General features: G+C 73.1%; 12 protein-coding genes. 5 read left to right on the top strand and 7 right to left on the bottom strand.

The window, feature by feature from the left end; genetic code table 11:
* Positions 1–18: 18 nt before the first annotated feature.
* Both ACFYPD_RS15705 and ACFYPD_RS15700 read right to left on the bottom strand, forming a co-directional pair.
* Complete coding sequence (locus ACFYPD_RS15705; RefSeq protein ID WP_387113327.1) at positions 19–375, bottom strand: hypothetical protein; 357 nt, start codon at positions 373–375, stop codon at positions 19–21.
* 333 nt (positions 376–708) lie between these two features.
* Positions 709–1,584: an FAD:protein FMN transferase gene (locus tag ACFYPD_RS15700; RefSeq protein ID WP_387113325.1), complete on the bottom strand. Its 876-nt coding sequence runs from the start codon at positions 1,582–1,584 to the stop codon at positions 709–711.
* Between the two features lie 223 nt (positions 1,585–1,807).
* Between ACFYPD_RS15700 and ACFYPD_RS15695 the strand changes: the two genes are divergently transcribed.
* Both ACFYPD_RS15695 and ACFYPD_RS15690 read left to right on the top strand, forming a co-directional pair.
* On the top strand, positions 1,808–2,839 hold the full coding sequence (locus ACFYPD_RS15695) for a 3-isopropylmalate dehydrogenase (RefSeq protein ID WP_387113323.1): 1,032 nt from the start codon (positions 1,808–1,810) through the stop codon (positions 2,837–2,839).
* A gap of 205 nt (positions 2,840–3,044) precedes the next feature.
* Positions 3,045–4,142: a branched-chain amino acid aminotransferase gene (locus ACFYPD_RS15690; RefSeq protein WP_387113321.1), complete on the top strand. Its 1,098-nt coding sequence runs from the start codon at positions 3,045–3,047 to the stop codon at positions 4,140–4,142.
* A gap of 72 nt (positions 4,143–4,214) precedes the next feature.
* Here ACFYPD_RS15690 and ACFYPD_RS15685 read toward each other — a convergent pair whose 3' ends face one another.
* From ACFYPD_RS15685 to ACFYPD_RS15670, 4 genes are all read right to left on the bottom strand, one after another.
* Positions 4,215–4,943, bottom strand: coding sequence for a tyrosine-protein phosphatase (locus tag ACFYPD_RS15685; RefSeq protein WP_387113319.1), 729 nt, complete (start codon positions 4,941–4,943; stop codon positions 4,215–4,217).
* A gap of 67 nt (positions 4,944–5,010) precedes the next feature.
* Positions 5,011–5,469 (bottom strand): PRC-barrel domain-containing protein, encoded by a 459-nt coding sequence (locus ACFYPD_RS15680; RefSeq protein WP_387113317.1) that lies wholly within the window; start codon positions 5,467–5,469, stop codon positions 5,011–5,013.
* A gap of 90 nt (positions 5,470–5,559) precedes the next feature.
* Entirely contained in the window at positions 5,560–6,090 is a 531-nt protein-coding gene (locus ACFYPD_RS15675; protein ID WP_387113315.1) for a carboxymuconolactone decarboxylase family protein, read from the bottom strand.
* Positions 6,091–6,092: 2 nt separating this feature from the next.
* Positions 6,093–6,653 (bottom strand): peroxiredoxin, encoded by a 561-nt coding sequence (locus ACFYPD_RS15670; RefSeq protein ID WP_154225098.1) that lies wholly within the window; start codon positions 6,651–6,653, stop codon positions 6,093–6,095.
* Between the two features lie 309 nt (positions 6,654–6,962).
* Between ACFYPD_RS15670 and cimA the strand changes: the two genes are divergently transcribed.
* Positions 6,963–8,543, top strand: coding sequence for a citramalate synthase (cimA, locus tag ACFYPD_RS15665; RefSeq protein ID WP_387113313.1), 1,581 nt, complete (start codon positions 6,963–6,965; stop codon positions 8,541–8,543).
* 3 nt (positions 8,544–8,546) lie between these two features.
* On the opposite strand, the gene ACFYPD_RS15660 is transcribed toward cimA, so the two are convergent.
* A complete protein-coding gene (locus ACFYPD_RS15660; protein WP_387113311.1) occupies positions 8,547–9,509 on the bottom strand; it encodes an endonuclease/exonuclease/phosphatase family protein in 963 nt (320 codons plus the stop codon).
* A 336-nt stretch (positions 9,510–9,845) separates the two neighbouring features.
* On the opposite strand from ACFYPD_RS15660, the gene ACFYPD_RS15655 reads away from it, so the two are divergent.
* Positions 9,846–10,385, top strand: a complete 540-nt coding sequence (locus ACFYPD_RS15655) for a hypothetical protein (protein WP_387113309.1) — start codon at positions 9,846–9,848, stop codon at positions 10,383–10,385.
* 193 nt (positions 10,386–10,578) lie between these two features.
* On the top strand, positions 10,579–11,628 hold the full coding sequence (locus ACFYPD_RS15650) for an AAA family ATPase (RefSeq protein WP_387113307.1): 1,050 nt from the start codon (positions 10,579–10,581) through the stop codon (positions 11,626–11,628).
* Positions 11,629–11,648 lie beyond the last annotated feature (20 nt).

Raw genomic sequence — 11,648 nt, 5'->3', positions numbered from 1 at the left:
CTCGTCGTACCCCGGGGGTCAGGGCTCGACGCGGGCCGGCGGCGGGTAGACCGAGCCGTCCTGGGCGTCGAAGAGCATCAGGTCGTGCTCTCCGGCCAGCCGCTCGATGTCCAGCAGCACCTCGTCCGCGCAGGTGGGGAAGAGGTTCATCTCCACGTGGTCGCCGGCCGCATGCAGCGGGGTGACCTCCCACGGCGTGCCCGGGCCGGCCGGGCGGTCGGGATAGTTGGCCGTGATGGCCCGGTAGAAGGCGACCACCCGCGGGTCGGGGTAGCGCTCGCCGTGCCGTCCCTCGCGGCACCGCTGCACCGCCGCCCGCACCTCGTCCGGTGTGGCCCCGGCCGGCAGGGCCCACACGCTCAAGTCGAAACTCACGGCGGACAGCGTGCCATCCCGGCTGCGCGACGTCACCCCTGCCCCGCCGCAGGTTAACTCGCTGCTTACCGACAGGGCACCGGACGGTCCGCTGTGGAGACTCTTGCGTCGAGTTGAATCGATTCGCTAGCGTACCCGTGCGGTCACTGGCTGAGTCGATACTCCGGCCCGTCTTCGGGTGGCGTGGTCGGCCGTCCGGCCCACCGGCCCGCACCCCTCGATTGCGCGAGCCACGCGCACTCGTCGCTGACCGGCCCTCACGGTCGTTGCCGAGACCGTGGGGGCCGATCGCGGTTCGCGTCCCGGATGCGAAGGCGGGGCGACGCTCCCCGGTCAGCGCCGGCGGTGGGCGAAGAGCGCCCGGTAGTCCGAGCCGTTGCGGAACCAGGCCAGCCCGGCCGGGCCGGCGGCGTACAGGGCGGTGGCGTAGGCGTCGGCCACCGCGAGGTCCGGGCCCACCACCGTCGCGGCGACCAGCTGGTCGGCCGGCTCGCCGGTGTGCGGGTCCACCACGTGCCCCCGCCGCCCCGTCACCCCGGAGGTGCCCACGGCGCCGGCGGTCATCTCCAGCACCAGCGGCGCCTGCTGCCCGTCGGTCGGGTGGTGCACCGCGACCCGCCACGGGCCGCCGTGCGCGGCGTGGCCCCGGACGGTCAGGTCCGCGCCGGCGAGCACGGCGTAGTCGTGGACGCCCGCGGCGCGCAGCCGGGCGGCGGCACGCTCCACCGCCCAGCCACCCAGCAGGCCGCCCGGGTCGAAGCCGCCCGGCACCGCCCACGCGTCGAACCACCCGTCGGTGGCCGCCCGCATCGCGGCGCAGCGGTCCACCAGGTCGGCCAGCGGCGGGTACGACTCGGGGCCGATCTCGCCCCGGCGCAGCTTCGACACGAGGCTGTCGGGCTGGTTCGGCCCGTAGGTGAGGTCGATGGCGCGCAGCTCGGCGACCGCGTCCCGGAGCGCCTCCCCGACGCCCCGGCGGCCCAGCCACTCGGGTGCGTTGAGCAGCAGCGAGTATTCCGCGGTGGAGGTGCGGACGGTGTGCCGGACGCTGATCCGGTCCCCGGCGGTGCCGCCGGACCGCTCCAGGCGGTGGCTGCGGGTGCCGAGGCGCAGGTCGGGGCGGCGGTGGCGGAAGGCGGACTGGTCGATCCACCGGGTGCGGGGCTGCTCGTCCGTCCAGCGGGCCCGCCGCTGCCCCTCGATCCGCATGACACTGCTCCCTCGCTGACCACGCCGCAGCGCCGCGGCGAAAGCCGGTCCCGGGCCCCCGTCGACCCTGTCCCCACCGACCCTAGGCAGTGGACATGACCGGACCATGAATGCCACCTGGGAGACTCCTGTGCATCGGCGTATCCCGAATACTGGAAGACGCGTACCGGGAGCCGGGACGGCGACGTACGGTGGCGCAGGACGACGAGGTGAGGAGCGCCAGGTGGCACGCATTGCGGTGGTGGCCGGGGACGGCATCGGACCCGAGGTGGTCGCGCAGGCCCGCAAGGTCATCGACGCGGTGCTCCCCGGGGTCGAGGCCACCGGGTACGACCTCGGCGCGGCCCGCTACCACCGCACCGGCGAGGTGCTGCCCGACTCGGTCCTCGACGAGCTGGCCGGGCACGACGCCATCCTGCTCGGCGCGGTCGGCGACCCGACCGTGCCGCCGGGCGTCCTGGAGCGGGGCCTGCTGCTCAAGCTCCGCTTCGCCTTCGACCAGTACGTCAACCTCCGCCCGTCCCGGCTCTGGCCCGGCGTCGCCGGCCCGCTGGCCGCCGTGAAGCCCGGCGAGGTCGACCTGGTGGTGGTCCGCGAGGGCACCGAGGGCCTCTACGCGGGGGCCGGCGGCTCGCTGCACCGGGACACCCCGGCCGAGGTGGCCACCGAGGAGAGCCTGAACACCCGGCACGGCGTCGAGCGGGTGATCCGCGACGCGTTCGCCCGGGCCGGCCGCCGGGAGCGGCGCAAGGTCACCCTGGTGCACAAGACCAACGTGCTCACCCACGCCGGCTCGCTCTGGGCACGCGCCTTCGCGGCCGTCGCCGCCGAGCACCCCGACGTGACCACCGAGTACCAGCACGTCGACGCCGCCGCGATGTTCCTGGTGACCAACCCGTCGCGCTACGACGTGGTGGTCACCGACAACCTCTTCGGCGACATCCTCACCGACATCGCCGCGGCCGTGACCGGCGGCATCGGGCTGGCGGCCAGCGGCTGCATCAACCCAGAGGGGCAGTACCCGTCGATGTTCGAGCCGGTGCACGGCTCCGCGCCGGACATCGCCGGCCGGGGGGTCGCCGACCCGGTGGCCGCCGTGCTCTCCGCCGCGCTTCTGCTCGACCAGCTCGGCCATGCCGACGCCGCCGCGCGGGTCACCGCCGCCGTCGCCACCGAGCTGGCCGGGCGTACGCCGGGCGCGCCGCTGCGCACCGAGGAGGTCGGCGACCGCCTCGCCGGCTACGCCGTAGCCTGACCGGGCCGTCACATCGGCCCGGATACGGGCCGCCAGACCCGCACCCGGGCCCGCTCCTTCCAGCCCCGGCCGGGCCGCCCGTCCGGGTGCGCCCGATGTGCCGGGGCGGAGCTATCCGCTGAACGACCGTTCGGGGTAAGTTTCTGGCACCAGTGACGTCGGCGTGCGATCCGGCATGCCGTGGACCCGCAGGGAGGTCAGCGCGATGAGCGGTGGTGACAAGCTCGACTTCGAGATCCGTCCGAATCCCGCGCCGGTATCCGCCGCCGACCGGGCCGCCCTGCTGGCGAACCCGGGCTTCGGCCGGGTGTTCACCGACCACATGGTGATCATCCGGTACGCCGAGGGCAAGGGCTGGTACGACGCGCGGGTGGAGGCGCGGGCGCCGATCCCGATGGACCCGGCCGCCGCCGTCCTGCACTACGCGCAGGAGATCTTCGAGGGGCTGAAGGCGTACCGGACCGGGGACGGGTCGGTGACCATGTTCCGCCCGGAGGCCAACGCGGCCCGCTTCGCCGCCTCCGCTCACCGGCTCGCCATGCCGGAGTTGCCGGCGGAGACGTTCGTCGAGTCGCTGCGCCAACTGGTGGAGATCGACCAGGACTGGATCCCGGAGCACGAGGACTCCAGCCTCTACCTGCGCCCGTTCATGTTCGCCAGTGAGGTCTTCCTCGGCGTCCGCCCGGCCAACGAGTACCTCTACTGCGTGATCGCCTCGCCGGCCGGTGCGTACTTCGCCGGTGGGGTCAAGCCCGTGACGGTCTGGGTCTCGCCGGACTACACCCGGGCGGCGCCCGGCGGCACCGGCGCGGCCAAGTGCGGCGGCAACTACGCCGCCTCGCTGGCCGCGCAGGCCGAGGCCATCGAGGCCGGCTGCGACCAGGTGGTCTTCCTGGACGCCGTGGAGCGGCGGTTCGTCGACGAGCTGGGCGGCATGAACGTCTTCTTCGTCTACGACGACGACACCCTGGTCACGCCGCCGCTGACCGGCACCATCCTGCCGGGCATCACCCGCGACGCGATCCTCACCCTGGCCGCCGAGTCGGGGCACCGGGTACAGGAGCGGCCGGTCAGCTTCGCCGACTGGCAGGCCGACGCGGCCAGCGGGCGGCTGCGCGAGGTGTTCGCCTGCGGCACCGCCGCGGTGATCACCCCGATCGGCGGGGTGCGCTTCCCCGACGGGGAGTTCCTGATCGGCGGCGGCGAGCCGGGCCGCTCCACCATGGCGCTGCGGCAGAAGCTGGTCGACATCCAGCGGGGCCGCGCCGAGGACCGGCACGGCTGGGTCTCCCGCGTCCTCTGACCCTCCACCAGCGCGTCCCGCACGGCCGGCCCGTCCTCGACGGCGCCGGCCGTGCGCGCTTCCCGCCCCCGGTCAGTCCAGGAGGTGGGCGCGGAGGGCCTTGACCTGCTCGTCGGTCACGCCGGCGTGGCGGAGGTAGCCCTCGACGGAGCCGTAGCCCTCGCGCAGCTCGGTGAGGAAGAGCATCATCGCCTCGGCGGGGGAGGCCAGGAACGGCGGCGGGGGCTCCACGGCGCCCGGCAGGGTGGTCCGGACCCAGGCGCTGAACCGCTCGGACGCGGCGGTGCTGAGCGCGTAGTCGGCGGCGACGTCGTCGTCGGGGACGCCGAGCACGGCCAGGGTGAGCCCGCACACGATGCCGGTGCGGTCCTTGCCGGCGACGCAGTGCACCACCACCGGCGCGTTGGCGCTGTCGGCGATCAGGCCGACCGCCTCGGCCAGCCCGGCGGTGCCGGTGCGGGCCAGGTCGGCGTACCGGTCGGCGAGGTAGCGGGCCAGGTCGCTGCCGGGCTCGTACGTCCGCTCGGCCCAGTCCTGGTGCTCCGGGTGGATGTGCCGGTAGGCCAGCCCGTCGTAGGCGGGCACCCGGCCGTCGCGGGCCACCTCGGTGGGGCGGCGCAGGTCGATGACGGTGCGGATGCCGAGCGCGGTGAACGCCGCCCGGTCGGTCTCGTCGATCCGGTGCAGGGAGTCGGAGCGGTAGAGCCGGCGGTGCCGGACGGTGCGCCCCTCGGGGGTGCGGTAGCCGCCGACGTCGCGGAAGTTGAAGAGCGCGGGGAAGGGGGTCTCCGGAGCATCCACCCCTGACACGGTAACGGCCGGCGGGGCCACGATGTGCCCCGCCGGCCGCTGGTTGCAGGTGTCTCCGTTACCGGGCCGTGCCCGGCGGGATCGACGAGTAGGTGTCGTCGTAGTAGCCGCCGAGCTTGTCCCGGTACGCCGGGTCCGTGTCGGTGGTCTCGTCGTACTCGGGCGCGGCCTTGATCTGGTCCTTGCTCCGGTCGACGTAGACCTTCCGCTCGTCGTGGTTGACGTGGTTGACGGTGCCGGCCGGCAGCATGACCTTCTTGCCGAAGATCCACGGACCGGTGTCCACCACGAGGAAACTGGAGTTCACCTCGTGGCTGGCCCGGTCCACCTTGCCGATACCGCCGTCCGTCGCCTCCACCTTGTAGCCCACCAGGTCCACGCCGGTCACCCCGGCGTCGTCCCGGTAGCTCCACGGATCGAAACGCCCGGCGGGCGTGCCGCCCGCGAAGGCGCCCTGACCACCCTGGGTCAGCGGATCCGGCGTCCCGTGGGTCGTTCGAGGGTCGAGCCGCTCCATGGCGTCAACACTCCCTTTCTCGACTTTCTCGGGGGATTTGCCTGTCGAATCCCTGCCTACCCGGTTGCGGAGATCGATACACCGACCGGCTCAGGCCAGGGCGGCCTCCGCGTCCAGGGCCACCGCCGCGGCGTGCACGACCGCCGCGATCCGCAGCCCCTCGTGCACCTGGTCGCGGCTGAACCCGGCGGCCCGCAGGGTCTTCTCGTGCGACTCCAGGCAGACGCCGCAGCCGGTGATCGCCGAGACGGCGAGGCACCAGAGCTCGAAGTCGGCCTTCTCCACCCCGGGCCGGGCGATGATCTGCATCCGCAGCCGGGCCGGCAGCGAGGCGTACTGCTCGTCGCCGATGAGGTGCTTGGCCCGGTAGTAGACGTTGTTCATCGCCATGATGGTGGCCGCGCCCTTGGCCGCCTCGACCGCCTCGGGCGTGAGGTGCCCGGCCGCCTCGGCGGCGATCTCCCGCAGCACCACGGGGTTGCGGGCCGCCACCGCGCAGGCCAGGGCGGTGCCCCAGGCCTGCTCCGGCTTCAGCGTCGAGGTGGCGATGGTGGAGCCGAGGTTGAGCTTGATGTCCCTGGCGTACTCGGGCAGGGCCGCCTTGACCGCGTCCAGACCCATGCTCAGGCCCCGGCCCCGGCGAGCAGCGCGTTGGCGTCCAGGGTGGCGCCGCCCTTGTTCCAGTTGCACGGGCAGAGCTCGTCGGTCTGCAGGGCGTCGAGCACCCGCAGCACCTCGGAGACGTTCCGGCCGACCGAGCCGGCGGTCACCATGGCGAACTGGATCTCGTTGTCCGGGTCGACGATGAAGGTGGCCCGCTGGGCGACGCCGTCCTCGCCGAGCACGCCGCAGTCGGCGGTCAGCTCACGCTTGATGTCGCTGAGCATCGGGAAGGGCAGGTCGCGCAGGTCCGGGTGGTCCTTGCGCCAGGCGTAGTGCACGAACTCGTTGTCCACCGAGACGCCGAGAACCTGGGCGTCCCGGTCGGCGAACTCGCCGTTGAGGCGGCCGAATTCGGCGATCTCCGTCGGGCAGATGAAGGTGAAGTCCTTCGGCCAGAAGAAGACGACGCGCCACTTGCCCTCGTAGGTCTTGTGGTTGATCGTCTCGAACGCCTTGTCGGCGTCGAGCGAGACGCACGCGGTGAGTTCGTACTCGGGGAAGTGGTCACCGACAGTGAGCACGGGTCCTCCTTGACGGCGGCCTGGCGACGACGCCAGGCCGGTAACTGGATCTGTTCCAGATACTTCCGCAGCCCGGTCACCGCCGGAGCCTGGGCAGGGCGCCTTGTTAAGTCGATCACGGGCCCGTCCCGCGATGTGGGTTTCTCCTCCCACAAGCCGGATCGGAGTGGCAGAGTACGGACCGTGACCAGCTCCGTCCTGATTATTGGCAGCTAGCGCGCCGGCCTTCCCCCTCGCCGAGCGCGCAGACCTCCCGCATCCGCGGGGGGTCTTTTTGTTGCTCCCCGCAGGTTCGAGAAGAGGACTCCCATGACCTTCCAGGTGTACGACACGACGCTGCGCGACGGCGCCCAGCGCGAGGGGCTCACCTACTCGGTGGTCGACAAGCTGGCAGTGGCCCGCCTGCTCGACGACCTCGGGGTCGGCTTCATCGAGGGCGGCTGGCCGGGCGCCGTGCCGAAGGACACCGAGTTCTTCCGCCGGGCCCGCACCGAGCTGAAGCTGCGGCACGCGATCCTGGTCGCGTTCGGGGCCACCCGGAAGGCGGGCGTCGCGGTCGAGGACGACCCGCAGGTGCGCGGGCTGCTCGACGCGGCGACCCCGGCCGTGGCGCTGGTGGCCAAGGCGGACCTGCGGCACGTCGAGCGGGCCCTGCGCACCACCGCCGAGGAGAACCTGGCGATGATCCGGGACACGGTCGCGTACCTGGTGGCGCAGGGCCGGCGGGTCTTCGTCGACGGGGAGCACTTCTACGACGGCTACCGGCAGGACCCGGCGTACACGGCCGCGGTGGCGGAGACCGCGCTCGCCGCCGGTGCCGAGCGGTTCGTCCTCTGCGACACCAACGGCGGAATGCTGCCCTCCCAGGTCACCGCCGCGATCACCGACCTGACCGCGCGGACCGGGATCGCCCCGGAGCTGCTCGGCATGCACGCCCAGAACGACACCGCCTGCGCCGTGGCCAACACGATCGCGGCGGTCGAGGCCGGCGTCCGGCACGTCCAGGGCACGGCGAACGGGTACGGCGAGCGCCCCGGCAACGCCGACCTCTTCGCGATCGTGGCCAACCTCCAACTCAAGCTAGGCATGCCCGTCCTACCGGAGGGCTGCCTGGAACAGATGGTGCGGGTCTCGCACGCCATCGCCGAGATCGCCAACATCGCCCCCGACACCCACCAGGCCTACGTCGGGGCCGCCGCCTTCGCCCACAAGGCGGGGCTGCACGCGAGCGCGATCAAGGTCGACCCGTTGCTCTACAACCACGTGGATCCCTCGGTGGTGGGCAACGACATGCGGATCCTGGTGACCGAGATGGCCGGCCGGGCCAGCGTCGAGCTCAAGAGCCGCGAGCTGGGCCTGGACCTGGCCGGCCATCCGGACACCCTGTCCCGGGTCACCAACCGGGTCAAGGAGCTGGAGGCCGGCGGCTGGTCGTTCGAGGCCGCGGACGCCTCGTTCGAGCTGCTGGTCCGCTCCGAGCTGCCGGACGCCGCGCCGGCCCGGCCCTTCGCCCTGGAGTCCTACCGGGTGCTGGTCGAGCACCGCGAGGACGGCGCGGTGGTCTCCGAGGCCACCGTCAAGATCCGGGTACGCGGCGAGCGCGTCATCGCCACCGCCGAGGGGAACGGCCCGGTCAACGCCCTGGACGAGGCGCTGCGGGTGGCGCTCGCCCGGCACTACCCGGAGCTGCGCGAGTTCGAGCTGGCCGACTACAAGGTCCGCATCCTGGAGGGCAGCCACGGCACCGGCGCGGTGACCCGGGTGCTCGTGGAGACCGCCGGGGCCGGCCGCGACTGGACCACGGTCGGCGTGCACCCCAACGTGGTCGAGGCGAGCTGGCACGCCCTGGTCGACGCCCTCACCTACGGCCTGGACCGGGCCCGGGTCTGACGCTCACCCGGCAGGCAGCCGCAGCTCGGCCAGCACGGCCCGGTGGTCGCTGCCCGGCACGCCGTGCACGCTGACCGCGCGTACCTCGATGCGCCGGTCGACCAGCACGTGGTCGATGGTGACCGGCGGGATCGGGTCACCGTCGTAGGGGCCCCAGGTGCCGGAGAGTCCGGCGCCGGCCGCGTCGGCGGCGTCCACGTAGCCCGTGTCGATCAGGTCGCGCAGCGGCGCGTGGTCGAGGGTGGCGTTGAAGTCGCCGGCCAGGATGCTCAACCCGCCCCGCGGGGTGGCTCGCGGTTGGGCCCGCAGGTCGGTCCACCAGTCCGGCACCACGTCGACGGCGTACGGGGCGGCCGGGTGCGCCGACTCCACCCGCAGCGGTGGCGCACCCGGCACGGCCACCGTCCCGTACGCCTGGGTGAAGTGGAAGCCCTCGTTGCGCCGCCAGCCCGTCCCGCTGAGCGGGTGGCGCGCGTACAGCCCGGATCCGGTGGTGCCGACCTCCGGGTTCAGCACCCGGTAGGGCAGCAGGGTGGCCAGCCCGAGCCGGTCCAGCTCGGCGGCCGCCTCCGGGGTGAACTCCTGCACGGTCAGCACGTCCACCCGGTGCGCCCGGACCAGCTCGACCAGCCGCGCCGGGTCGGCGCCCCCCTTGAGCAGGTTGGCGGTCAGCAGCCGGAGCACCGGACCGTCCGCCGCGGGCCGGTCGTCGCGGACGACCCGCGGCGCCACCGCGGCGACCAGCGCCAGCGCGGCGAGGGCCGCCACCACCGCGGGCACGCGGCGCCGCAGGGCGAGCGCCAGCACCACCGGGGCGAGCGCGGCGGCGGCGACGTACGGCGTGAAGGCGACGGCCTGCACCAGCGGCCCCCGTTCCAGCCCGGCCAGCCGGAGCGCCGCCCAGGCAACCACGGGCGCGACCGCCAGCCAGCAGGCGATCGTGGCGAGCCGTCCCTTCGCGATCATGGCCGTCACGCTACCGTCCGGCGGGGCGTCGCGTTTTCATGAATGGGCCGACGCTCACTTCTCGCAATTATTGAAAGCATTTCTCAGGCGCGACCGAGTAAATGTGAGCTATTGACCGGCTGCATTTTCCGATGCTAGTTTCCACCTGGTCGAGACGTCGCGACTCTCCGTAGTTAGCCCAGTTCAAGGCCAGGTGTAGCTCGACACACGGTGCGCCTCAACGTGGACCCTCGATGGTTCGCAATTGTTCTGCGCCTGGCTTTTGTGCCGCATCCATCCGTCCCGCACAGCGTGCGGGCCGGCCGTATCACCACGGTCACAAAAGGGAGATCTGTCATGGCCACATTCCTCAAGCGCAAGGCGACGGTGGTGGCCCTCGCCGCGCTGTCCCTCACCCTGGCCGGCGGCGGTATCGCGGCCGCCGCCCACCCGGCGGCGAAGGCTCCGGCCGAGGTCGGGCAGCCCGGCGCGCGCCAGGCCGGCCAGCAGCCGCCGGTGACCGCCGCCGAGACCCGGTCCGCGAAGGCCGCGATGCGGGCCACCCTCGCCGCGCCGGCACCCGGGCTGGTCGCCTGGGCGGTCGTCAGCAGCAACGGGACGCTGCTCCAGCACTCGGCCAACGTCGTGAGCGCCAGCAGGTTCGCCCCGTCGCTGCCGGGACAGTTCGCCGGCCAGTACCAGGTGACGCTCGACTACGCCGTCAACCTCAAGGGGCTGCACGCCACGATCGGCACCAACGACGCGGCGAACGTCCCGCCCGCGGGCGAGGTCTCGGTGGCGCCCCGCTACCTGATCGCGAACGCGGTCTTCGTCCAGACCCGCAGCTCCAGCGGCGGGTACGCGGATCGGCCGTTCCACCTGCTCATCGCCAACTGACCCCGCCGGCAGCCGGCCCTCGCCCCCGGGCGGGGGCCGCCTGTCGTGGCCGCCTGACCCGTCTGCCCCTTCCCACCCCCGCTCGCGCCGTTGCCGACCGCCCGGGGGAGTCGTCCCGGTCCGGGCCCGGAAGGGCCGTCCAGGGGCCGATAATCCGACGTTTGTCCGCACGCCGGCACGGGAAGCAAGCACCGTGACGGACATCTCGGACACCCTGGCCAGCGTGCCCAGCCCGGTCGATGCCGACGCGAGCGGCGTCGAGCTGGAACAGACCCTCTTCGAGGTCAAACGCGTGATCGTCGGGCAGGATCGGCTCGTCGATCGACTGCTCACCGCCCTGATCGCCGACGGTCACTGCCTGCTGGAGGGCGTGCCGGGGGTGGCCAAGACCCTCGCGGCGCAGACCCTCGCCACCGTGGTCGGCGGCACCTTCTCCCGCATCCAGTTCACCCCCGACCTGGTCCCCTCCGACATCGTCGGCACCCGCATCTACCGGGCCTCCACCGAGTCGTTCGACGTGGAGCTGGGCCCGATCATGGGGAACCTGGTGCTCGCCGACGAAATCAACCGCGCCCCGGCCAAGGTGCAGTCGGCGCTGCTCGAGGCCATGGCCGAGCGGCAGGTCTCCATCGGCGGCCGGAGCTGGCCGGTCCCCGACCCGTTCCTGGTGCTGGCCACCCAGAACCCGATCGAGTCGGAGGGGGTCTACCAGCTCCCCGAGGCACAGCGCGACCGCTTCCTCATGAAGGTCGTCGTCGACTACCCGAGCGACGCCGACGAGCTGGCCATCCTCTACCGGATGAGCACCGAGCGGCCGACCGCCCGCCCGGTCCTCGACCCCGTCCGGCTGCGCGCACTCCAGCGCCGGGCCGCCGACATCTTCGTCCACCACGCCCTCGCCGAGTACGTGGTCCGGCTCATCCTCGCCACCCGCGACCCGGGGCGGTTCGGGCTGCCCGAGATCGCGCCGCTGCTGGCGTACGGGGCGAGCCCGCGGGCCACCCTCGGCCTGGTTGCCGCGGCGAGGGCGCAGGCGCTGATCCACGGCCGCGACCACGTGCTCCCGGAGGACGTCCGGGACCTCGCGGTGGACGTGCTGTCCCACCGGCTGGTGCTCTCCTTCGACGCGGTGGCCGACGGGGTGTCCGCCGAGTCGCTGGTCCGCCGGCTGGTCGAGGCGGTGCCGCCACCCCGGGTGGTCACCGGGCACCCGGAGGCGGCGGCCGATCTGGCGGCGGCATGAGACGCCGGGACGCACCCACC

The sequence above is a fragment of the Micromonospora sp. NPDC005299 genome (assembly GCF_042872345.1).
Taxonomy (GTDB): Bacteria; Actinomycetota; Actinomycetes; order Mycobacteriales; family Micromonosporaceae; genus Micromonospora.
The sequence above is the reverse complement of the archived record's forward strand: the minus strand, read 5'-3'. Positions and strand labels throughout refer to the sequence as shown.

What these genes read in the sequence shown, in the direction of transcription:
- ACFYPD_RS15700 (WP_387113325.1), bottom strand. Translation starts at nt 1,584, where the DNA reads ATGCGGATCGAGGGGCAGCGGCGGGCCCGCTGGACGGACGAGCAGCCC.
- ACFYPD_RS15680 (WP_387113317.1), bottom strand. Translation starts at nt 5,469, where the DNA reads ATGGAGCGGCTCGACCCTCGAACGACCCACGGGACGCCGGATCCGCTG.
- ACFYPD_RS15675 (WP_387113315.1), bottom strand. Translation starts at nt 6,090, where the DNA reads ATGGGTCTGGACGCGGTCAAGGCGGCCCTGCCCGAGTACGCCAGGGAC.
- cimA (WP_387113313.1), top strand. Translation starts at nt 6,963, where the DNA reads ATGACCTTCCAGGTGTACGACACGACGCTGCGCGACGGCGCCCAGCGC.
- ACFYPD_RS15655 (WP_387113309.1), top strand. Translation starts at nt 9,846, where the DNA reads ATGGCCACATTCCTCAAGCGCAAGGCGACGGTGGTGGCCCTCGCCGCG.
- ACFYPD_RS15660 (WP_387113311.1), bottom strand. Translation starts at nt 9,509, where the DNA reads ATGATCGCGAAGGGACGGCTCGCCACGATCGCCTGCTGGCTGGCGGTC.
- ACFYPD_RS15690 (WP_387113321.1), top strand. Translation starts at nt 3,045, where the DNA reads ATGAGCGGTGGTGACAAGCTCGACTTCGAGATCCGTCCGAATCCCGCG.